The 22,083-nt window shown below is 67.1% G+C and carries 22 protein-coding genes and 1 pseudogene; 8 read left to right on the forward strand and 15 right to left on the reverse strand.

The window, feature by feature from the left end; genetic code table 11:
- Both R2601_RS27285 and R2601_RS10055 read right to left on the reverse strand, forming a co-directional pair.
- Positions 1-94 (reverse strand): annotated as a pseudogene (locus R2601_RS27285) (hypothetical protein); the annotation flags it as partial.
- A gap of 461 nt (positions 95-555) precedes the next feature.
- Complete coding sequence (locus R2601_RS10055; RefSeq protein WP_007797452.1) at positions 556-1,158, reverse strand: flavin reductase family protein; 603 nt, start codon at positions 1,156-1,158, stop codon at positions 556-558.
- Between the two features lie 28 nt (positions 1,159-1,186).
- On the opposite strand from R2601_RS10055, the gene R2601_RS10060 reads away from it, so the two are divergent.
- Positions 1,187-1,723: a GNAT family N-acetyltransferase gene (locus tag R2601_RS10060; RefSeq protein ID WP_007797455.1), complete on the forward strand. Its 537-nt coding sequence runs from the start codon at positions 1,187-1,189 to the stop codon at positions 1,721-1,723.
- A gap of 50 nt (positions 1,724-1,773) precedes the next feature.
- Entirely contained in the window at positions 1,774-2,523 is a 750-nt protein-coding gene (locus R2601_RS10065) for an EcsC family protein (RefSeq protein ID WP_007797458.1), read from the forward strand.
- A 348-nt stretch (positions 2,524-2,871) separates the two neighbouring features.
- Here the strand turns inward: R2601_RS10065 and ptsP are convergent, their stop codons facing one another.
- From ptsP to R2601_RS10115, 10 genes are all read right to left on the reverse strand, one after another.
- On the reverse strand, positions 2,872-5,106 hold the full coding sequence (gene ptsP, locus R2601_RS10070) for a phosphoenolpyruvate--protein phosphotransferase (RefSeq protein WP_007797462.1): 2,235 nt from the start codon (positions 5,104-5,106) through the stop codon (positions 2,872-2,874).
- A 49-nt stretch (positions 5,107-5,155) separates the two neighbouring features.
- Positions 5,156-6,394 carry an aspartate kinase gene (locus R2601_RS10075; protein WP_007797465.1) on the reverse strand — a complete coding sequence of 413 codons (1,239 nt, stop codon included), beginning with the start codon at positions 6,392-6,394 and terminating at the stop codon, positions 5,156-5,158.
- Between the two features lie 110 nt (positions 6,395-6,504).
- Positions 6,505-6,963 (reverse strand): SgcJ/EcaC family oxidoreductase, encoded by a 459-nt coding sequence (locus R2601_RS10080; RefSeq protein WP_007797467.1) that lies wholly within the window; start codon positions 6,961-6,963, stop codon positions 6,505-6,507.
- On the reverse strand, positions 6,941-7,585 hold the full coding sequence (locus R2601_RS10085) for an SDR family oxidoreductase (protein WP_007797471.1): 645 nt from the start codon (positions 7,583-7,585) through the stop codon (positions 6,941-6,943). Before R2601_RS10085 ends, R2601_RS10080 begins: the two co-directional genes overlap by 23 nt.
- Positions 7,585-8,019: a DUF1178 family protein gene (locus tag R2601_RS10090; RefSeq protein ID WP_007797474.1), complete on the reverse strand. Its 435-nt coding sequence runs from the start codon at positions 8,017-8,019 to the stop codon at positions 7,585-7,587. The genes R2601_RS10085 and R2601_RS10090 overlap by 1 nt, the downstream gene beginning before the upstream one ends.
- Before the next feature lie 60 nt (positions 8,020-8,079).
- Positions 8,080-8,541, reverse strand: coding sequence for an NUDIX hydrolase (locus R2601_RS10095; RefSeq protein ID WP_007797479.1), 462 nt, complete (start codon positions 8,539-8,541; stop codon positions 8,080-8,082).
- A gap of 38 nt (positions 8,542-8,579) precedes the next feature.
- A complete protein-coding gene (locus tag R2601_RS10100; RefSeq protein WP_007797482.1) occupies positions 8,580-9,791 on the reverse strand; it encodes a 3-deoxy-D-manno-octulosonic acid transferase in 1,212 nt (403 codons plus the stop codon).
- Positions 9,792-9,878: 87 nt separating this feature from the next.
- Entirely contained in the window at positions 9,879-10,463 is a 585-nt protein-coding gene (locus tag R2601_RS10105) for an HNH endonuclease (protein ID WP_007797485.1), read from the reverse strand.
- Between the two features lie 407 nt (positions 10,464-10,870).
- Positions 10,871-11,926, reverse strand: coding sequence for an alpha/beta hydrolase family protein (locus tag R2601_RS10110; protein ID WP_007797490.1), 1,056 nt, complete (start codon positions 11,924-11,926; stop codon positions 10,871-10,873).
- Between the two features lie 307 nt (positions 11,927-12,233).
- Positions 12,234-12,629 carry a hypothetical protein gene (locus tag R2601_RS10115; RefSeq protein ID WP_007797492.1) on the reverse strand — a complete coding sequence of 132 codons (396 nt, stop codon included), beginning with the start codon at positions 12,627-12,629 and terminating at the stop codon, positions 12,234-12,236.
- A gap of 382 nt (positions 12,630-13,011) precedes the next feature.
- On the opposite strand from R2601_RS10115, the gene R2601_RS10120 reads away from it, so the two are divergent.
- From R2601_RS10120 to R2601_RS10130, 3 genes are all read left to right on the forward strand, one after another.
- On the forward strand, positions 13,012-13,284 hold the full coding sequence (locus R2601_RS10120; protein ID WP_007797494.1) for an I78 family peptidase inhibitor: 273 nt from the start codon (positions 13,012-13,014) through the stop codon (positions 13,282-13,284).
- 150 nt (positions 13,285-13,434) lie between these two features.
- The gene (locus tag R2601_RS10125) at positions 13,435-13,722 is read left to right on the forward strand and encodes a hypothetical protein (RefSeq protein WP_007797498.1); all 288 of its coding nucleotides are present in this window, start codon (positions 13,435-13,437) and stop codon (positions 13,720-13,722) included.
- A gap of 150 nt (positions 13,723-13,872) precedes the next feature.
- Positions 13,873-14,190, forward strand: coding sequence for a hypothetical protein (locus tag R2601_RS10130; protein ID WP_007797500.1), 318 nt, complete (start codon positions 13,873-13,875; stop codon positions 14,188-14,190).
- On the opposite strand, the gene uvrB is transcribed toward R2601_RS10130, so the two are convergent.
- On the reverse strand, positions 14,187-16,385 hold the full coding sequence (uvrB, locus tag R2601_RS10135; protein ID WP_007797503.1) for an excinuclease ABC subunit UvrB: 2,199 nt from the start codon (positions 16,383-16,385) through the stop codon (positions 14,187-14,189). The genes R2601_RS10130 and uvrB overlap by 4 nt on opposite strands.
- A 429-nt stretch (positions 16,386-16,814) precedes the next feature.
- Here uvrB and R2601_RS10140 point away from each other — a divergent pair, with 429 nt between their 5' ends.
- The 3 genes from R2601_RS10140 (at position 16,815) to R2601_RS10150 (ending at position 19,935) form a co-directional block, all read left to right on the forward strand.
- Positions 16,815-17,126, forward strand: a complete 312-nt coding sequence (locus R2601_RS10140; RefSeq protein ID WP_007797505.1) for an ETC complex I subunit — start codon at positions 16,815-16,817, stop codon at positions 17,124-17,126.
- Positions 17,127-17,212: 86 nt separating this feature from the next.
- Entirely contained in the window at positions 17,213-17,845 is a 633-nt protein-coding gene (locus R2601_RS10145; RefSeq protein ID WP_007797508.1) for an alpha/beta family hydrolase, read from the forward strand.
- A gap of 185 nt (positions 17,846-18,030) precedes the next feature.
- Complete coding sequence (locus R2601_RS10150; protein WP_007797511.1) at positions 18,031-19,935, forward strand: 3-hydroxyacyl-CoA dehydrogenase NAD-binding domain-containing protein; 1,905 nt, start codon at positions 18,031-18,033, stop codon at positions 19,933-19,935.
- A 60-nt stretch (positions 19,936-19,995) separates the two neighbouring features.
- On the opposite strand, the gene R2601_RS10155 is transcribed toward R2601_RS10150, so the two are convergent.
- On the reverse strand, positions 19,996-20,841 hold the full coding sequence (locus R2601_RS10155) for a bestrophin-like domain (RefSeq protein WP_007797514.1): 846 nt from the start codon (positions 20,839-20,841) through the stop codon (positions 19,996-19,998).
- Positions 20,842-20,966: 125 nt separating this feature from the next.
- Positions 20,967-22,034: an alpha/beta hydrolase gene (locus R2601_RS10160; protein ID WP_007797517.1), complete on the reverse strand. Its 1,068-nt coding sequence runs from the start codon at positions 22,032-22,034 to the stop codon at positions 20,967-20,969.
- Positions 22,035-22,083 lie beyond the last annotated feature (49 nt).

A 22,083-nucleotide genomic window follows, 5' to 3' on the forward strand; every position in this document is an offset into this window, starting at 1 on the left:
CAATATTTTCTGCACGTAGGTGAGTATATCGGAACAGCATTCTCGGGTCTCGGTGCCCACTTATAAGTGCAACTTCGGGGACCGACAAACCCATCTCAAAGAAGCGGCTGACTGCTTCATGCCGAAGATCATGAAAACGTAGGGCTCTCAATTTGCTTATAGTCTTCGGCTACTTTGCCCTTAACAGCGCTGCCAGCATTGCTTAAATGCGTTCGCTGAAACAGGGAATATTCTAACCGAACTGTCATCACAGACCTCCAAACATATCTCGCAAACACATCAACTGCAACGGCGGGTCAGTGGGATACGCCTAGCATGGCCGTCCTTTGTCTCTCGGATCGTCAAAGTGGATGTATCCATTGAAACATCACACCACCTCGCGCCCCGTTTGGTTGCGGTCTATGGTCTGCCGGCAGTGGGGGCTTGTGGCGAGGGCCGTTTCGGGGGCGCTGCCCCCGTCCGCGCGAGGCGCGGACTCCCCCGGAGTATTTGTCGACGTAGAGAAGGGGCGGGGCCGGGCCTGTGGCGGGCGGGCGGGCGCTCAGGCCGGCGGTGTCATTCGCCGGGACGTCTGAGCTCGAAGACCTCGCGGATCACCGAGTAGTCGCGGTAGCCAAGCCGGGTCAGCGGCTGGAAGGTGGTCACGTCGAAGCGCCCGTCGACGAGGCAATCGTCGCGGAGATGCACGCCGGTGACCTCTCCGAAGGTGACGAAATTGGCCGCGCCCGGCAGCTTGACGATCTCCACGACCCTGCATTCCAGCGCCGCCGGTGCCGCGGCCACGCGCGGGCAGTCGATGGTCTCGCATTCGGCCTTCTCGAGCCCGGCCAGTTCGAACTCGTCCTTGCCCGCCTCCCAGGGACCGGAGGTCAGGTTCATCGCGTCGCGCATGGCGAACTCGACGATGTTGACGCAGAACGTGCCGGTCTCGCGCAGCTGGGCGACGCTGTCCTTGGTGTCGCCGCGATCGTCCTTGGTGGAGGTCGAGGAGAACATCACCTGCGGCGGCACATAGGCCACTGCATTGAAGAAGCTGTAGGGCGCGAGATTGTCGCCCATCGCGCCACGGGTCGAGATCCAGCCGATCGGGCGTGGCGTGACGATGGCGTTGAACGGGTTGTGGGGCAGGCCGTGGCCATCCTCTGGGCGGTAGAACATTGCTGTCCTCTCAACTGTTTGCAGCTATATGCTGAAACAGATAGGCCGGATCGCGGATGAATGCACGGGAGAAGCGGCGCTGTTCACGCTGTCACAGGAAAAGCCGGGGGACTGGTGGGAGGTCGAGGCGCTCTACGACCTGAGCTTTGCCCCCGGGCGGACGCTGCTCTCGTCCTACCGCCTGCGCGACGACGTGCCGCCGGTGGCCGAGCTGTGCCGGGTGGCGCGCGATGAGAGCGGCATCCTCGGCGGTGCGATCCGCTACTGGCCGGTGCGCATCGGGCACTGGCACGCGCTGCTGCTGGGGCCGGTGGCGGTGCACCCCACGGCGCAGGGCGAGGGGCTGGGCGCGGCGCTGATCCGCGACACCGTCGAACGCGCCCGGGCGCTGGAATGGTCGCGGGTGCTTCTGGTGGGCGACGAGCCCTATTACAGGCGCTTCGGATTCGGGCATCTGAGCGGAGTCGAGATGCCGCCGCCCACCAATCCCGAGCGGATCCTCGGGCTCGAGCTGGTGCCCGGCGCCTGGCAGGGCGTGGCCGGTGAGGTCACCCGTTACGCTTGATTTCCGGCGCCGAGCACCGATCTTCTCTTGGAAGAGAAGGAAGGGCCGCCATGACCGGAACGGAGCTTGTCGCCGTGGACACCAGCAAGGAGATCGCCGCGCTCGCGCGCCGCTACCGCTCGGCGGGGGGCGTGGGGTTGCAGGTGCTCAACATCATCGGCGGGCAGGCCGAGAACCTGCTCGAGCGGTTGCCCGACAAGGTCAAGGACCGGCTCGAGACCGCCACCGAACGAGCGCTCGAGACGGCGATGCGCGCCGCCGCCGGGTCGCGCGGGGTGGTGCCGGACCAGAAGAGCTGGCTCAACACCGCGCTGACCACTGCCATGGGCGCGGCTGGCGGCGCCGGGGGGCTGCCGACGGCGCTGGCCGAGCTGCCGGTGACCACGACGGTGCTGCTGCGCGCCATCCAAGGCATCGCCGCAGAGCACGGCTTTGATCCGAACGATCCCGAGATCCGGCGCGAGTGCCTGGTGGTGTTCGGCGCGGCGGGCCCGCTCGAGCATGACGATGGCGCCGACATGGGGTTCCTGTCGGCACGGGTCACGCTGACCGGCACCACGGTGCACGGGCTGATCCGGAGCGTCTCGCCGAAGCTGGCGGCGGTGATGGGCCAGAAGCTCGCGGCGCAGACCGTGCCGGTGCTCGGGGCGGCGGCAGGGGCGGCGACGAATTTCGCCTATACCAGCTACTACCAGCAGATGGCCTTCGTGCATTTCGGCCTGCTGAAGCTGGCGCGCGACAGCGGTCAGGAACGCGCCGCGCTGGTCGATGCGCTGCGCGCCGAGATGCGCCGGGGTTAACCACTTTTTCGGGTTTCGGCGCTAGTTAGGGCAGGCGGGTCGGCAAAGCCGGTCCGCTCGGCGCTCTGGCGAAGGTGCGGGCTGCGGGATGTTCAGCTGGTGCCGGCGGTCTTGTGGACCCTGCTCGCCTTGGGGCCGGTCCCGCGCAGAATGTGCGGGAAGTGTCTGTGGCCAGAACGGCGCACGGCGCGTCCATGATCGAGGGGGCGTCCGACCAGAGCGATCATCTGGTTGGGCGCTTTTCCAAAGCCCGGCGGCGACGGGGATGAACGGGGCACGGCCTGCGCACGGGGTGAACGGCCCGGGCAAACGGCGCGGGGAGGGCGCGACCGGGGCTGGCGGCCCGGCTCAGCCGTTCCAGCGCAGGTATTCGAGAACCGACTCGCGGACCGATTGCTCACCGCGCTCGCGCGCGTCACAGATCACGTCATAGAGCGCATCGAGATCGGTGCGCATGATCAGGCTCTTCACCGGCCCGATGGAGGCCGGGCGCATCGACAGGCGGTGCAGGCCGATGGCGGCGAGGCAGACCGCCTCGATGGGCCGGCCGGCATCTTCGCCGCAGAAGCTCAGCGGCGTACCGGTCTCCGAGCAGCGCTGCACGATCTGCTCGAGGAAGGTCAGGAAGCTGACATTGAGCGTGTCGTAGCGCCGCCGCACACGCTCGTTCTCGCGGTCGGCGGCGAAGAAGAACTGCTTGAGGTCGTTGCCACCGATCGAGATGAACTCGACATCCTCGAAGAATTTCTTCGAGGCATAGGCGAGGCTCGGGGTCTCGAGCATGGTGCCGATGGTGACCTTCTCGGGGACCGCGTGGCCGAGCTTGCGTTCGATGGCGAGGGCCTTCTCGACCTCGGCGCGCGCGGCTCGGAATTCCTCGTATTGCGCGACGAAGGGGAACATCACCGACAGCGGTCGCCCGCCGGAGGCGCGCAGCAGGGCCTGAATCTGCATCCGCATGACGCCGGGCTTGTCGAGCCCGACGCGGATCGCCCGCCAACCGAGCGCCGGGTTCGGCTCGTCGGTGGGCTTCATGTAGGGCAGCACCTTGTCCGAGCCGATGTCGAGCGTGCGGAACACCACCGGCTTGTCACCGGCGGAATCCATCACCCGCTTGTAGACCTCGACGAGCTCGGTGCGGCGCGGCATCTGGTTGCGGATCAGGAACTGCAGCTCGGTGCGGAACAGCCCCACGCCTTCTGCGCCGGAGGTCGGCAGCGAGGGCAGGTCGGCCAGCAGCCCGGCATTCATCAGCAGGTGCACACGCCTGCCGCAGAGCGAGATCGCCGGCTTCTTGCGGATCGAGGCGTAGCGTTCCTGCGCCTGCGCCTGCATCGCGATCTTGTCGCGGAACGCGGTGACCACGCTGTCATCGGGGCGCAGGTGGACCAGCCCCTGATCGCCATCGACCATGATGTGATCCCCGTTCAGCGCCTCGTTGGTGACGCGACCGGCATGGATCACCAGAGGGATCGCCAGCGCCCGCGCCACGATTGCCGCATGGCTGCCGACGGAGCCCTCCTCGAGCACCAGGCCCTTCAGGCTGCGACCGTAGTCCAGCAGCTCGCCGGGGCCGATGTTGCGGGCCACCAGGATCGGATCGGCGGGCATCTCGGCGCCGGTCTCGCGGCCCTGACCGGTGAGGATTCGCAGCAGCCGGTTCGACAGGTCGTCGAGATCGTGCAGCCGCTCGCGCAGGTAGGGATCGGCGACCTGGCTCATGCGGGCGCGGGCCACGGATTGCTCCTTCTCGACCGCCGCCTCGGCAGAGAGGCCGCGGTCGATGTCCTCCTCCATGCGGGCGCGCCAGCCCTTGGAATTGGCGAACATGCGATACGCTTCGAGCACCTCGAGCTGCTCGCCGCTGGCGCCCTCGAGCATCTCGTCGACGCTGACGCGCAACTCCTCGACGGCGGCTTCGAGCCGGTCGCGCTCGCGCTGGGGATCGTCGGTGACGAGGTTGGTGACCACGACGCGCGGCTCGTGCAGCCAGACATGGCCCTCGGCGGTGCCTTCCTGCCCGGTGATGCCGCGGATCATCGCTGGCTGGGTGTGGCGCGCCTTGAGCGCCGCGCCTTCGCCGATGAAGGCACCGAGCTCGGCCATCTCGGCCAGCACCATCGCCACCACTTCCAGCGCATAGATCTCGTCGGAGGTGAACTCGCGCTTGTCCTTGGTCTGCACCACCAGCACGCCGAGCTTCTCTCCGAGGCGCTGGATCGGCAGGCCGAGGAAGCTCGAATAGATCTCCTCGCCGGTCTCGGGCATGTAACGGAAGCCACGCTCCGAGGGCGCGTCAGCGGTGTTGACCATCTGCCCGGTGCGCGCGACGCGGCCCACAAGGCCCTCGCCGAGCTTCATCCGGGTGTGGTGCACCGCTTCCTGCTTCAGGCCCTCGGTGGCGCACAGCTCGAGCGTCTGCTCGTCACGGAACAGATAGATGGAGCACACTTCGGTGCCCATCGAATCCGCCGTCAGATGCGTGATCTTGTCCAGCCGCTCCTGCCCGGCCGCTTCTTCGGCCATGGTGTCGCGGAGCCGGCCAAGCAGCTTGCGGCTTTCGCTTTCCGTGCCGTCCGGCATGGTGATCAGACCTGTCCCCGTCGCAATATCAGGACGACCCGGGATATTCTCAGGCCGCCTTCTCCAGTTCGAAGGCATCATGCAGTGCCTGAACAGCGAGTTCCATGTATTTCCGGTCGATTAGGACAGAAATCTTGATCTCGGAAGTTGTAATGACGCGGATGTTGATGCCCTCGTCGGACAGCACCTTGAACATCTTCGCGGCGACGCCGGTATGCGAGCGCATCCCGATGCCAACCACCGAGATCTTGCAGACGTCGGTGTCGGCCACGAGGTCGTGGAAATTGATGTCGCCGGCGTCCTTGGACTTCTTCAGCGCCTCTTCCGCGCGCGCCACCTGGTTGGTGGGGCAGGAGAAGGTCATGTCGGTGCGGCCATCTTCGGAGATGTTCTGCACGATCATGTCGACATTCACGCCGGCCTCGGAGAGCGGGGTGAAGATGGCGGCGGCGATGCCCGGACGGTCGGCGACCGAGATCAGGGTCATCTTGGCTTCGTCGCGGGAATGGGCGACCCCGGAGACAACGTTCAGTTCCATGATTTCCTCCTCGTCGCAGACCAGCGTGCCGGCCTCGTCGGATTGTTCCTCGAAGCTCGAGAGCACCCGCAGCTTCACATTGTAGCGCATCGCCAGCTCGACCGAGCGGGTTTGCAGAACCTTGGCCCCGAGAGAGGCCAACTCGAGCATCTCCTCGAACGCGATGCGGTCGAGCTTGCGGGCCTTGTCGCAGATCCGCGGGTCTGTGGTGTAGACCCCGTCGACATCGGTGTAGATGTCGCAGCGCTCGGCCTCGAAGGCGGCGGCGAAGGCGACGGCGGTGGTGTCCGAGCCGCCACGGCCCAGCGTGGTGATGCGGCCCTCGGGCGAGATGCCCTGGAAACCCGCGACCACGGCCACCCGCATGCCCTCGCCGAACTTGCGGGTGATGTTGTCGGTGGGGATGTCGACGATGCGGGCCGCGCTGTGGGCGCTGGTGGTGTTGAGCGGCACCTGCCAGCCCTGCCAGCTGCGCGCGGGGACGTCCATTTCCTGAAGAGTCATGGCCATCAGGCCGGCGGTGACATTCTCGCCCGAGCTTACCACGGCGTCATATTCGCGCGCGTCGAACAGCGGCGATGTCTCTTCGACATAGCCCACGAGCTTGTTGGTCTCGCCGGACATGGCCGAGACGATCACGATCACGTCGTAGCCCTTGGCCACCTCGACGCCGACGCGTTTGGCAGCGCGGCGGATACGATCGAGCGTTGCCACGGACGTGCCGCCGAATTTCATCACGAGAACGGGCATGGGAGTTTCCCCGGATGGCCTTGAATCAGGCGCGGTTTACGCGCAGGCAGCGTTTCGCGCAAGAGGCTCAAGCGCTTGGGGCTGGGGTGCCGGGGCACCGCGCGCGTCGCTCACCGGCGGCGATAGTCCACCGCCTGCAGCCCGCCGTCGTTGACATGGGTCTCCTTGCCCTGGACGACGTCGGTGTTCTGCGCCGTCACCGCGCGCCAGCCCTCGGCCCCACGTTGCAGGACGAAGACGAGGATGGTCTGGCGCGGCCCGGCTGTGCCGCCATCGGGCGGGCGCTGGCCGCTGAGGGTGAAGCGGCAGCGCACCACCGCGTGGTCGGGGCCGAGCCGCCGGGTCTCGATGCGGCCCGGGCGCAGCTCGGTGTCGCTGAAGAAGCTCTTGAGCGCGTAATCGTGGGGCTTGGCGATGGCGTCGCGCCCGGTCCACCAGAGCCCGGTGACGTTGACGAAATCGGCATCCTCGGTGAAAAGCGCCGCGATCTGTGCGCCCTCGCGGCTGGCCCAGGCGCGGGCGAACGCCGCGGGGAAGTCCTGCGGCTCAGTAGGGATGGGCGCGGCCATCCCAGGTCTCGAAGCAGCCGGTGGTCTCGAGGCTCAGCGCCTGCAGCCGGTCGGCAAGGCCGGTGGCGGCTTCCGCGGGGGTGATCTCGGCGGCGGTGCCGCCCATGTCGGTCTGCACCCAGCCGGGATGGTAGATGCCCACCGCGATGCCCTCGGGCTTGAGGTCGACGGCGAGGTTGCGGCCGAGATTCAGTGCCGCGGCCTTTGAGGCGCGGTAGATGTAGCTGCCGCCCGGCGCGCGGGTGTGCGAGGCCATCTGCGACGAGATGATCATGATGCGCGGCGTGGCGCCCCGGCGCAGATGCGGCAGCAGCGCCTGAACGGTCAGGAACACGCCGGTGACGTTGGCGGCGAAACTCTCGGCCCACATCGCGGCGGGGTAGCCGCCCTCGAGCGGCTGGCCCTTGTCGAGATAGACGCCCGCGTTGCAGACCAGCGCCTCGAGCGCGACACCGTCGAGGCGCTCGGCCAGGGCGGCGACCGAGGCCGGATCGGTCACGTCGAGGGTCTCGAGCCCATCGCCGCTGCGGGCAGTGCCGATGACATCGCAGCCCCGCGAGGCCAGCTCGAAGGAGAGCGCCGCGCCGATGCCGCGGTTGGCGCCGGTGATCAGGGCGCGCATCAGTTCGATTTCCGCGTCGGCAGGAAGGGCAGGGGGGCGACGGGGACGCCCTCTTCGATCAGCTTCTTGGCTTCGTCTCCACGGGTCTCGCCCCAGATCGAGCGCGCCGGGGCGTCGCCGGAATGCATGGCGCGGGCCTCGCGGGCAAAGTCGCGACCGACGTAGTCGGAGCTCTTCTCGATCTCCTTGCGCAGCTCCTTCAGGGCCTGTTCGGCCGGATTGGCCGGGGCAGAGAGCGGCGCCTCTGGCGCGGTCCTCGCCTTCTCGCTGCCCACGTTGACGCGCGGCGCCATGAGCTCCTTCTCGACCTCTGTGGAGCCGCAGACGGCACAGCTCACCATGCCGGCGGCGTGCAGCTTGTCGAAGGCGCTCGCGGACTGGAACCAGCTGTCGAAGCGATGGTCCTGCGCGCATCTGAGAGAATACTGGATCATCTTATTTTTCCGGGATTACACTGTAATACCTAGTCGTTCGGGCAGGAATATCAAGCCGAACTACCGTCCAAGCGCGGCGGGGTCGAAGCGCTCCAGAAGCTTTGCGAGCTCCTTTTCCTTGACCATCGAGGCGGCTTTTCTGCGGCTCACCCAGCGGCGCTTGCGCTCGCCGCGCTCGGGAAAGCGCTTTTCGAGCTTGCGCACCTTGACCGGAAAGACCAGCGCGAAATGCGGCTGCGGGTTCGAGCGTTTGCGATAGGCAAAGCCGCCGATGCAGTTGTCGGTGGCCTTGCCCTTGACGCCGGCCTCTTCCCAAGCCTCGCGGGCGGCGGTCTCCTCTGGCTTGCGGCCGCTCATCGGCCAGCCCTTTGGGATCGTCCAGCGATGCCCGCTATGGCTGGTGATCATCAGGATCTGCACCTTGCCGCCGTTCAGCCGGTAGCACAGCGCCGCATATTGCAGGCGGCGGATCTTCTTGATGCGGGGGGTCTTCAGGACCTTGCGGACCGAGGCGTTGGGCATGATGTCGCTTCTTCTGAGTCTCAGCGACCATGCATCCGCTACTCGGGCGGGTCCAGCCGTTGCGTGATCGCAGCGACGAGTTGCGCCATGTCGGTCGCCGGCTGGAGGGTTTCCTGAGCAGCCCGCCCAAGTGCGTCCTGCCGCTCGGACGCGGCGAGCCGGGTGAGGGCCTCGGCCAGCGCCGTTGCATCGGTCACCTCGATTGCGGCGTGGGCGGCAGCCAGCCGGGCAAACGGCGCGGCGTGGTTGGCCACGTCGGGCCCGTGCAGCAGGGCGGTGGCATAGGCTGCGGGTTCGAACGGCGTGTGCCCGCCGCGATCCGTCAGCGTGCCGCCGATGAACAGCCGTCCCGCAAGAGGGTAGAGCAGCCCCATCTCGCCCAGCGTGTCGGCAAGGTAGACCTCGCAACCCTCCGGCGCCTCTCCCTTGCTGCGGCGCGCGCAGCTCAGCCCGGCCTCGCGGATCAGCCGCTCGACCGCATCGCCGCGCTTGGGGTGACGCGGCGCGAGGATCAACCGCAGCTCGGGTTCACGCGCCTGCGCCAGCTTGTGCGCCGCCAGCACGATCTCTTCCTCGCCCTCGTGGGTCGAGGCGGCAAGCCACGTGTGTGTCCGATCGAAACCGGCGGTCAGCGCGGCATCTCGGCGTGGATCGGGGGCATAGAACTCCTTGAGGTTCAGCACCGGTCCGGCGGCCGCCAGCGGCAACCCGGCGGCCAGGTAACGCTCCAGCGAGCCGGCATCCTGCGCCGAGACATAGCTCAGCCGGCGCAGCACGCCCGGCAGCAGCCCGCCGAACAGGCGCCAGCCCTTCGCGGTGCCCTCGCTCAGTCGGCCGCCGATCACGAAGACCGGGCCGGGGCAGGTGTGGATGCGATTGGGCCAGAGCTCGGATTCCAGCGTGACATGCGCCCGCACGTCCCAGTCGCGATGCATCCGCCGGGCCACCCATCCAAGATCCAGCGGCGCCAGCCGCGCGGGCAGGCCCCAGCTTTCGGCCAGCGCCACGCCGCCCTCGGAATTGCAGGTCACGAGCAGCGGCAGGTCGGGCCGGGCCTCCTGCAGCGCGGCGATCAGCGGCTTGGCAGAGGCCAGTTCACCGTTCGAGGCGGCGTGCAGCCAGAGATGCGGTCCGGGCCGGGCGGGGCTTCGGGCCAGCCGCTGGCGCAGGGCGGTCCAGTCGCGCCGCAGCACGAGACGCGCCAGCACGAACGTGGCAAAGATCGAGACGATCAGGCGGTAGAGCAGCATGGCACCCCTTTCCGACGCCCGGCGGCGCCCGCGCGGGGCTTAGGACGGGCCGCGCCGCGAGGCAAGCGGCAGAGGTTTGCGGGGCGCTCAGGCCTCGAGCTCGGCGTCCCAGTAGAGAAAGTCGATCCAGCTGTCATGCAGGTGATTGGGCGGGAACTTGCGCCCGACATTCATCAGCTCGGAGGCGCCGGGCTGGCGCGGGATCTTGCGCAGCGACATGTTGGCCTTGCGCAGCGATTTCGAGCCCTTGCGGAGGTTGCAGGGCGCGCAGGCGGCGACCACGTTCTCCCAGCTGGTGACGCCCCCGGCGGCGCGTGGCACCACGTGGTCGAAGGTCAGTTCGCCCTTCGATCCGCAATACTGGCAGCAGAATTCGTCCCTCAAAAAAAGATTAAAGCGCGTGAAGGCCACGCGCTTTCTCGGTTTTACGTAATCTTTCAGCACCACGACGCTCGGGATCCTGAGCGTCATCGAGGGGCTTCGGACCTCCTCGTCGTATTCGGCGATGATGTCGACCCTGTCGAGGAAGGCCGCCTTCACCGCTTCCTGCCAGGGCCAGAGCGATAGCGGGTAATAGGAAAGAGGCCTGTAATCCGCGTTGAGCACCAGCGCCGGATGCTGCTTCAGCGCCGATGGTTCCCTGACGAAATGCGTTCTGAAATTGCCGTCCATGGAGTGACTCGTTCCCTGCCCTGACTGCCCGTTCGAAGCACCAGAGCGGGACAGCCCGCCCCAGTCTTAAACCACTATATCTCGCGTTTGCCCTCTGGCAAGCCTCGCAATATGCGGTGTCGGGCTCTTGGCTACCCTGTTTTCGTAAAGCTCATATGACAGGCAGTTGCGGGCGGTAAGCGCCGCCGGTGCGGGGGCATCGCTCGACTGGGGCAGAGGGCTGGCTTGCGCGCATGGACCTTGGGGGCCGTCTCTCGGCGCTGCGGTGTCATCCGAAGCTGCCGTTTGGGCTGCGCGCGGTGATCGGCTGTCTCGAGCCCTCTACGGACACCGGGTGGACAGGCCGATCACGGCGCATCATCGACTGCAGTGCTTGTCCATCAGGTCACGCCGCGTTCCGATGAGGATCAGCCCTCGCCGCCCAATGACTTGCGAAACGCTGCAATGGTCATGTCGATCAGCTGTCGATGGATTGCCGCCCGAGAGGCGCCCTCGCCATCGGTGCAGATCGGATCCTCGATGCCTTCCTCCAGCGCAATCTCGGCAGCGTTCGGCTTGCATTCCGCAAACATCGACGCATGGCTGGCGTCTTCGACCACTTGGTAGTCCGCGAGAGGCATTGCCTTCGCGATACCCGATGCCCGAAGGGTCTCCGGGAGCTCGGAAGGGGGGCCGAGGTTCACGATGGACACAGGGACCGAGATGTCGGCAAGCGATGACAGGGCGAAGATATCAGCCGGCGCGGGGTCGATGGCCATGGCGAAACGCACCCGGGGGTCGCTGTTGTCGCGCCCGACGAGCGATTTGTCCATCGCATGGAGATCGACCCCGCTCTGCTGCACCCAGCTGCACAGGGAGGGATTGCTTTCGCCGGTGTCGCAATAGCCGGCAAAAAGCTCGGGATCGAGCCTAGCCCCGACCGTGGACAGGGCGCTGTTGCCACCCATCGACAGGCCCAGAACCCCGATCCGATCGCTTGCAACATGCGGATGGAAGGTTGGGTCCTTCCCGATCGCGTCAAGCGCTTGCGAAAGGTCGGATGGCCGGAGCCAGAGCTTCATGGTCTCTTCTGCAGACCGATCCCTGCCGGTGTTTCCGGGATGCGTCGGGGCGACGACGATAAAGCCGTCCTCGGCCAGTGGCACCGCGATCCAGCTCATCGCCTCGGCCCGGCCCGCCAGGCCCGCTCCGTGGGACAACAGGACGATGGGGAATGTGCCGTCGCGTATCGGCGCCCCCTGTCTCGCCTCGGTTCCCTCGAAGAAAATGTTCTCACCCAGCGTCACGGTCTCGCCAGCCTCGGCGGCAGGATACCAGATCGTCACATCCAGATCGGTCTCGCGTTCATCAGACACGACCGAACGTTTCTCTATGCCAGCGAGGCCGTCGGCCGCGAGCAACTGGCCGCACGATGCGATGACAATCATACCGCCGAGGCCAATCAATCGTGTCATCGAGGTCATGCTGAGGCTCCAAGGGACTGGCGAGTAATCTGTTCTTGGACAACCGGTAGTGTATGTGACGGCATCCGCCAAGTCCGACAGCGGCGCTCTCTGCAAAACAGCCACTCGCGCGAGCCCCGATGGATGGCCGCGTCGCGTTGGCCAGCCCGATCACGGACACCGCCCCTGATACGCAGGGCAGGGCGATGTGGGGGTCTCCAGATGCGGGTTTGGTGGCGCCTGGAGGGCCGGCCCTGATATTGTCAGCGTGAACGACGCACGCTCCCGGTTGAGCCTGGGCCCCGTGATCCCCGGTATGGCGCCGAGGTCAGCCCGGTGGGGTGGCCTCTTCGGGATAGGTGGCCTGACATTGTGCCACGTCGGTCTCGGCGGCCTTGCGCAGGGCGGGGATGGCCTTGGCAAGTTCGGCATCGCGCGCCTGCAGCGCCTCGGCATCGACCGGGATGCGGCGTGTCACCGGCTGGGTGTCGGTGGTCCAGCAGGGATAGATTCCGCCGCCGCTGCGGCACCATCTCTGTCGTTCGACCTGCCGAAACTCGGTCTTGTAGGTGTAGCCCCGGGCAAGATCCTGCGCGATCCTGCTGCGTTCGGACACGGCAGAGCGCCACGGCGCGGCGGCGTCGCGGATGCAGGCTTCGCGCGGGGTGGCGCAGGCGGAGAGGGCAAGCAGCCCGATCAGGGGAATGGCAGCAGTGAGTCTCATGGCACCACCATATACCGGAAGGCGAGCGCGTCGATTGTCTCATATCAAACAGGTGACTATCAAACTGGCCACGATCGCCGTCCGCCACGCCGAAAGCTGTCGCGAGCAGGCGTCGGGTCATTGGCCCCCGCCATGCCGCGTCATGGTCTGCGCGCCATTGGGAAGGGCCGCGACGGAAGCGCCAACTGTCTGCGTTTCATCCTCGACGCGGCGACGCGCGCCGGGATAGTCATGAGCCGAGGGGCCGAACCGCTCGTTCATCGGTCAGAGCGGAACCGGCGGTCCGAGATCAACCGGAGCCCGTGCGCCAGGCCGCGTACTCGGCAGCCCGGAGGCAGGATGCTCAATAGGGGGCGCGGCCCTCGCAGAAGGAGAAATGACGATGAAATACATCGCCCTCATGGCGCTGGCAGCGCTTCCGCTTTCGGCCTGCATGGCAGAAGAGACCCCGGCCACAGGCGATCCTACGGACACCTGCGGCATGTCCGGGTACAGCAGCCTGGTCGGCACGAACGTGGCCGCCGTGACCCTGCCCGCGGACAAGGTCGTGCGGGTGCTCAAGGAGGGCCAGCCGGCGACGATGGATTTCCTCGAGGATCGCCTCAACATCGAGACCGACGACGACGGCATCATCCTGCGCCTCTACTGCGGCTGAGCGGCTTCATATCGCGCGCGTGACCCGGCGCCAATCCGCCGGTTCGTGCCGCCAGGCGGCGGAACCAAACGCTGTCACGGTGGGTTGTCTGGTCAATAACGGGGACGTGAGCGCCCCGCGGAACAGAGACCAGACAGAAGGATATCCGATATGAAAACCGGACCCGTTATCGCCGTTGCCGCCGTTGCCGTCGCCGTGATCGCCATCGGCTCCTACATGATCGATTTCGACGTGACCGACGAGGGCGCGCTGCCCGATGTGGACGTCTCGGTCGAGGGCGGTGAGTTGCCCGAGGTCGACGCCGAGGTCGGCTCGATCGAGACCGGCACCACCACCGAGACCGTGGAAGTTCCGGATGTCGACGTCGATGTCGACACCGAGGAAGCCCAGATCGAACTGCCGACCGTCGAGGTGAACCCGCCGTCGGACGACAGCTGATCCCGCGTCCCCCGGACGTAAGGCACATCAAAGCCCCCTTCGCCCGCAGGCGGAGGGGGCTTTTTTCTGTCTGCCACGGCCCGGTATGGCGCGCGCTTTAATGGCCCGTTTACCAATCCCGGACCATTCTGCGGTCAGGAGGGCGAGACGATGCACCCGGTCGACGAACTACATCACCTGCGCCGCGAGATGTCGAAGCTGATGACACGGGCCGACGCATTGCGGCATGCCCTGCTCGAACGCGGCGCGCCGCGCCGGAGCAACGCCTTCGAGGTCAGGATCACGACGACCCGGCGTCGGACGTTCCTGAAAGACCGGCTCCCGCCGGAGATCCTCGAAGATCCGCGCTACTGGTCTGTGCACTCCACGCAAACCCTGCAGGTGGTCGCCCTTGCGGACGAACCCGACCTTTTCGAGAAAGATGCCGACGACTTCGAAGTCATCGAGAGATGGAGTGCCGCCCCCTAGCGCTTGCGCCGCTTCACGTTGCCGCCGCGCTGGCCAGGGCGGCCCGCGGTCGAGCGTCCTGCCGCCTTGGTTGCCTCTTCCGAGGCGCGGTCCACCGCCTGCTGGCGCGCCAGCGGATCGTCTGCCACCGCGAGGTCGACCGCCTCGAGCCGCTTGATCTCGTCCCGCAGACGGGCCGCCTCCTCGAACTCGAGGTTCTCGGCCGCCTTGCGCATGTCGGTCCGCAGCCCGTTGAGCACGGTCTCGAGATTGGCGCCCTGACGCTTGGGATCGACGGTCGCGGTGACGCGGTTCATGTCAACATCGCCCTGGTAGAGCCCGGCGAGAATGTCGTCGACATTCTTCTTCACGGTCTCGGGCGTGATGCCGTGCTCCTCGTTATAGGCGATCTGCTTCTGGCGGCGGCGGTCGGTCTCGGCCAGCGCCCGCTCCATCGAGCCGGTGATGCGGTCGGCATACATGATCACCCGGCCCTCGGCATTCCGCGCCGCGCGGCCGATGGTCTGGATCAGCGAGGTCTCGGAGCGCAGGAAGCCCTCCTTGTCGGCATCGAGGATGGCCACCAGACCGCATTCGGGGATGTCGAGGCCCTCACGCAGTAGGTTGATGCCGATCAGCACGTCGAACGCCCCGAGGCGCAGGTCGCGCAGGATCTCGATGCGCTCGATCGTGTCGATGTCCGAGTGCATGTAGCGCACCTTGATGCCCTGCTCGTGCAGGTACTCGGTCAGATCCTCGGCCATGCGCTTGGTCAGCACGGTGCAGAGCGTGCGGTAGCCGTCCTGTGTCACCTTGCGGATCTCGTCGAGCAGGTCGTCGACCTGCATCTCAACGGGGCGGATCTCGACCTGTGGGTCGAGCAGGCCGGTGGGGCGGATCACCTGTTCGGTGAAGACGCCGCCGGATTCCTCAAGCTCCCACGCCGCGGGGGTTGCCGAGACGAAGATCGACTGCGGGCGCATAGCGTCCCATTCCTCGAACTTGAGGGGGCGGTTGTCCATGCAGGACGGCAGGCGGAAGCCATGCTCGGCGAGGGTGAACTTGCGCCGGTAGTCGCCGCGATACATGCCGCCGATCTGCGGCACCGAGACGTGGCTCTCGTCGGCGAAGACGATGGCGTTGTCGGGGATGAACTCGAACAGGGTGGGGGGCGGCTCGCCCGGCGCACGGCCGGTGAGATAGCGCGAGTAGTTCTCGATGCCGTTGCACACGCCGGTGGCCTCGAGCATCTCGATATCGAAATTGGTCCGCTGCTCAAGGCGCTGGGCCTCCAGCAGCTTGCCCTCCGAGACCAGCTGGTCGAGTCGCTGCCGCAGCTCCTTCTTGATCTGGATGACGGCCTGATTCATCGTGGGCTTCGGCGTCACGTAGTGCGAGTTGGCGTAGACGCGAATGCGCTCGAAGCTGCCGGTCTTCTGCCCGGTGAGCGGGTCGAACTCGGTGATCGCCTCGAGCTCCTCGCCGAAGAACGACAGACGCCACGCCCGGTCCTCTAGGTGGGCGGGCCAGATCTCGAGACTGTCGCCGCGCACCCGGAACGAGCCGCGCTGGAAGGCCTGATCGTTGCGGCGGTACTGCTGCGTGACCAGATCCGCCATCACCTTGCGCATTTCGTATTCGCTGCCGGCGTGCAGATCCTGCGTCATGGCGCCGTAGGTCTCGACCGAGCCGATGCCGTAGATGCAAGACACCGAGGCCACGATGATCACGTCGTCACGCTCGAGCAGGGAGCGGGTGGCCGAGTGGCGCATCCGGTCGATCTGCTCGTTGATCTGCGATTCCTTCTCGATATAGGTGTCCGAGCGCGCCACGTAGGCCTCGGGTTGGTAGTAATCGTAATACGACACGAAATACTCGACCGAGTTGTCCGGGAAGAAGCCCTTGAACTCTCCGTAAAGTTGTGCGGCTAGCGTCTTGTTGGGGGCGAGGATGATCGCCGGGCGCTGCGTCTCTTCGATCACCTTGGCCATTGTGAAGGTCTTGCCGGTGCCGGTGGCACCGAGCAGCACCTGGTTGCGCTCGCCCTCGTCGATCCCCGAGGACAGCTCGGCGATCGCGGTCGGCTGGTCGCCGGCGGCGTTGAACTCCGTATGCATGACGAAGCGCTTGCCGCCTTCGAGCTTTTCGCGCTCGCGCACGTCCGGGGCAGGGGCGTGCAGGACGGGCTGGGACTTGTCGGAATGGGCATAGGGCATCGGGCGCGGCTCCTCGGGCGGACGGAGAGAAGAATTGATGCCGCGGGGGCGAGATTCAAGGGGGTGGGGCAAGGTGCCGACAAAACGGGCAGACAGCCGGGGTCGGACGGCGCGTGCCCTAACGGGTTGAGCCGTCGGGATTTTGCTTCCATGCGCGCCGAAAAGCCCGGATTTGCGCGCGCCGCGACACACTTTTTCGTTGTAAAATCCGGGTTTCAAAATCTACCTTTTGAAGGCAAGCAGCCGGCCTGGGCCGCCAGAGGTCACGATACCCACCCCTCGCTCCCCCTGTGCCCTTCCGGTCGGACCGGCCGCTGTTTGCACCAGATTCGCCGCTATATGCCGATGATTTGACGACAAGGCGCCGCTGATCCCTTGCCCTGATCGGCCAAATTCCGGATAACGCTGGTGATCTTCAGGAGGGATTCCATGCGTGCACGGATCTACCAGCCGGCCCGGACCGCGATGTCGTCGGGTCAGGGCAAGACGAAACACTGGGTGCTCGAATTCGCCGCAAGCGCGCCGCGCGAGGTCGATCCGCTGATGGGCTGGACGTCGTCCTCTGACACCCAGAGCCAGGTGCGGCTGCGCTTCGACAGCAAGGAAGCGGCGCTCGACTATGCCAAGGAGAATGGCATCGAGGCTACAGTCTCGGAGCCGAACAAGCGCAAGCCCAACGTGCGCGCCCGCGGCTATGCCGAGAACTTCGCGGTGGATCGCCGGGGCGCCTGGACGCACTGAGCGCCCGGAACAGTGCGATCGGGCCCGCGCGTGCGCAGGCAGACAAGGGCGCCCACCGGGCGCCTTTTCCATATCCGGGAGGGGGCATGGAGTTTCTTTTCGACGGCGATCCGGCCGCACGCGCGACCATCCTTCTGGCGCATGGCGCCGGGGCGGCGATGGACACGCCGTGGATGGCTGCGGTGGCGGGAAAGCTCGCGGAGCGTGGTCTCCGGGTCGCAAGGTTCGAGTTCGCCTACATGGCCGGGCGCCGCAGCGGCGGCTCGAAGCGCCCGCCGCCAAAGGTCACGCTGCTGGCCGAGGAATACCGCGCCGCGATTGCGGCGCTGCCGGGAGATGGCCGGCTGATCATCGGCGGCAAGAGCATGGGCGGCCGCGTCGCCAGTCTGATCGCCGATGAGCTGTTCGCGGAGGGTCGGATCGCGGGGCTGCTCTGCCTCGGCTACCCGTTCCATCCAACCGGCAAGCCCGAGACGCTGCGGACCGAGCATCTCGCTGCGCTGCGCCCGCCCACGCTGATCTGCCAGGGCACGCGCGACCCGTTCGGAACGCGGGAGGAGGTGGCGGGCTACGGCCTTTCGCGGGCCATTGCCCTGCACTGGCTGGAAGACGGCGATCACGATCTCAAGCCGCGCAAGCGCGAGACCGGGCTGACGCTCGACGATCACCTTTCCAGCACAGCCGATGCCATCGCGCGCTGGGCCCTGGACCTGGCCTGAGCTCAGGGCGCGGAATACGCGCGCGCGCACATCCCGAATACGCAAAATCTTTTACGGGACCGCGGCGAGAGGCCGCCGGACCGAGGGCGCAGAGCTTGCTCTTCGCACCTGAACGGGGTCAGTGTGCCGCAGGGGACGAGGCTGAGCCTCGGGACGGAGGAAATCCTTTGAGCACAGAAAGAGATATGAGCGTGCCGCGCCAGATCGGCATCGAAACCCGTGGCGCGCTGGGGGTCATCTACCTTCGCAATGCGCCGGTGAACGCACTGGGGCATGCGCTGCGCACGGCGATCAGCGATGCGCATAGGGCCTTTTGCGCAGATCCGGAGATCAAGGCCATCGCATTGGTGGGGCTGCCGAAATTCTTCTCGGCCGGGGCCGATATCCGCGAGTTCGCGACCGGTCGCAAACCGCCTCTGCTGACCGAGGTGATCGCGCAGATCGAGGCGGCGCCCAAGCCGACGCTGGCGTTGATCGGCGGGGTCTGCTTCGGCGGCGGCTTCGAGCTGACGCTGGCTTGCGACATCCGGCTCGCGGCGCCGAACGCGCGCTTCAGCTTCCCCGAGATCCGGCTCGGCAACATTCCCGGCGCTGGCGGCACGCAGAAGCTGCCGCGTCTGGTGGGCGGGCCAGCTGCGCTCGACATCATCGTGACGGCCCGCGAGGTGCGCGCAGAGGAGGCCGCGGCGCTCGGGCTCTGCGCCGAGGTGCTCCCGGATCTCGAGGCCGCCCTGCTGCGGGCCGAGGCGATGGCCGCTGCGGGGATCGAACGCCAGCCCATCGGGGCGCGCGCGGTGCCGGGCGATATTTCCGAGATGGACGCCGCCGCAGAGACTGCCCTGGGGGTGGCGCGTGGCGCACTGGCGGTGACGCGGGCGGTCGAAGGCGTGCGCATGGCCTATGACACGCCGCTGGAGCAGGGGCAGGCGTGGGAGCGCGAGACCTTCATCGAGCTCAACGCCTCGGACCAGTCGCGGGCGCAGCGGCACGTCTTCTTTGCCGAGCGCGAGGCGCGCAAGGTGCCGGATCTGCCACGCGACACCGCGCCGCGCGAGATCACCCGCGCGGCGGTCGTGGGCGCGGACAGCGCGGGCGCCGGCATCGCCATGTGCTTCGCAAGGGCCGGGCTGCCGGTGGTGCTGATCGACACGGACGCGGCTCAGATCGAGCGGGCGCGGGCGCGCATCGCGGAGCTCTGGGATCAGGCGCGTGATGGCGGTGGGATCGACGGTCCCACGCTTGTGGCGCAGCGGGCGCGGCTGGAGCTGTCGACCGAACTGCACGCCGCGGCCTCGGCCGATGTGGTCGTGGCGGCTGTCTCGGAGGACATGACGCAGACGCAAGAGATCTTCTCGGCGCTCGACCGCATCTGCAAGCCGGGGGCGATCCTCGTCAACAATGGCGCGACCCTCGATCTGGACAGCATCGCGCAGGCGACCAGGCGGCCCGGCGATGTCATCGGGATGCATTTCTTGCAGCCCGATGGCGCGGTGCGCCTGCTCGAGGTCGTGCGCGGGGCACGGACTGCCCCAGAGGTCATCGCCACGGTGATGGCCCTGGCGCCACGGCTGGACAAGCAACCGGTGCTCGTCGGGGTCTGCGATGGGCTTGTGGGCAACCGCATGGTCCGCGCGTTCGGTCGCGAGGTGCAGATGCTCGTCGAGGAGGGCGCCACGCCCGATCAGGTCGATGCGGCGCTCGCCGGTTTCGGCGTCGACATCGGCCAGCAGCTCCGCGACGCTTGTGCCGGGGCGCAGGGCCAGCCGCCGCGCGCGCCGCTGACGGAGGACGAGATCCGCCGCCGCTGCCTGTGGCAGCTGGTCAACACGGGCTGCCGGCTCCTTGAGGAGGGCATCGCCCTGCGCGCCAGCGACATCGACGTGATCTTCGTGCACGGCTACGGCTTCCCGCGCTTCAGGGGCGGGCCGATGCACCATGCGGAAGCCGTCGGGCTTTCGAAGGTGCTGGCGGACATCCGTCACTATCACGAGATGCTTGGACCGCGTTGGGCTCCCGCGCCACTGCTCGAACGGGCGGTCCGCGAAGGCCTGTCGCTCGATGCCGCGATGACGTCGGAGGCGGTGGCCTGAGCGGACATCCGGCCCGTGCCGGGCTCAGAGTGCCGGGGGCTCCTCTTGCGGCGGGCGGTTCTAGCTCCCTGCCGCGAGCGCCTGACGCATGTCGAAGACGGTGGCGCGCATCGGCATTTCGTCGACGCGCACCAGGCCCTCTTTCGCGCGTTGGGTGTCGACGATGGTGAACATCACGATGAACAGGAAACCCGAGAACACGAACATCCGCCATGTCAGCCGGCGTCCCAGCAGTCCGGCGCGGTTGCCGAGCAGGAACAGCCCCATCATCGCCGAGGCCAGCAGCACGAGGTGGGTGACCTCTGACATCGGACTGGTCGTCATCTGCAACCGGTAGAGATGCGCGTCGATGGCTTCGTTCACGGCACCGGCGACGAAGGCCTGTATCGGGGGCGGCACCGGGTCTGCGGTCGCCTCGAGAGTCAAAGGCCAGAGCCGGGCCTGCGCGGCGAGCGAGCGGTCTAGGAAGGCCTGTGCCTCCTCCTGAGAGGCCAGCGCGCCATTGCCCGGCAGAAGCCGGGTCTCGGTATAGTCGAGCAATGCCTGCTGCAGCGGCAGGCGTCCGGTTTCGGGCAGGTAATCGGCGCGGAGGAAGGCGGTGCCGAGCGCAGCCGCCTCGTTCACAGTGGCGGCCTTTCGCGCCTGCGCAAGGCTCAGCGCGTCGCCGAAGCTGAAGGCCAGCAGCAGGCCGAGCAGGGCAAGGATCGCGGCAAGGGTCGTCTCGCCAACGACCAGGTCGATCTCCTCACCGGCCCGAAGCAACATCCTGCGGCGCGCCCGCCCGCCCCAGAAGCCGATCACGGCCATCGCTGGCAGGCAGATCAGCAGGATGACGGCGGTGCTGGTGAGTGACAGGAGCGGCAGCTCTATCTGCGTGTAGAGCGACGCGGCGGTGGTGGCGTCCATGGTTCCATCCGGCTGAACAAGAAGTCCCGGAGAACGATGCTACACCGAACCTCCCGGAAAGCCACAAGCTTTGCGACATCGGCGCCAGTATTCGGTCGCGGCTGCGCCGCGCCCGCGCGCGTGCGCTACTGCGCCGGTTGCAGGCGCCAGAGGTTCGGGCCGTCCTGCACGAGGTTCCGCCTCTCGGCGGCGTGCAGCCCGTCCTTGAAAAGCTGCGCGAGATCGTCGCCCACCTCGGGGTTGTAGATATGGTAGAGATGCCCCGACGAGCTGCGCACCTGCAGGTCGCTGAGATCGATGACCTCGACGCCGTCCAGCGCCTCGACCGGGTTGCCGGCCTCGCCGAGGCGGGGATAGCCGTGCAGCTGCGCCGAGAGCGCCAGCGGCCAGTCGCGCTCGGTGACGTAGACCGTGATGCTGGTCGCCAGTGGCCGGATCCGCGGCAACAGGCGCTCGAAGATGCCGAAATCCATGTCCGGGGCCAGCAGCACGACCTCTCCAAGCTGTTCGCCGCTGTTCCGGCTCGCCAGTTCCGCCAGCGCCAGCGCCACGCCCCGCGCGCCGAGGCTGTGGCCCGCCATGTTGACCCGGCCCGGCCCGAAGCGGCCCTCGAGTTCGCTGATCGTATCCGCGAGGTTGGGCACGCTCCAGTAGAGATCTGCCTCGTCATGGGTGTAGTTCAGCGCGTCGCCGTTCGAGGGCCAGCTGAACCACAGGAACTGGCCCATGAGACCGGCATTCTCCTGCAGCGCGGTGGCGCGGCGACAGCCCTTTTCGAAATCGATGTAGAAGCCATGGGTGAAGAGCACTGGCGCGGCATCCTCAACGCCGGTCTCGAAGGCGTCGAGCAGGGCCGCGGGTGCGCTTTCGCGGATGCCGTCGACGCGCAGGATCTCTTCGGGGATGTAGAAGGGCGCGGCCTCTGCCACCGATGACAGCATCGGCAGACGGCGTTCGCCGATGTCGCACCATCCCGCCTTCAGGTCGCTGCGCTCGTCGCCGTAGAACTTGCGCGGATCGCCGAGCCCGGTGCGGTTGCGGATCGTGAGGTAGGGCACGCCGCGCGGGGCCGCTGCCTCTGCCACTGCCTCTGCCGCGACCGTCTCGGCCCGAACCGCGGGCGATGGCCAGAGAGCTGCGGATAGCGCGGCGGCAAGCACGAGGAACCGCAGGCCGCTGGGACAGGTCGTCATCGCGGATCTCCCTTCTCCGTGTGGGCTCGGTCGTGGATGCTGCACGGGG

Origin of the sequence: Salipiger bermudensis HTCC2601, from assembly GCF_000153725.1 — a bacterium.
Classification (GTDB): domain Bacteria; phylum Pseudomonadota; class Alphaproteobacteria; order Rhodobacterales; family Rhodobacteraceae; genus Salipiger; species Salipiger bermudensis.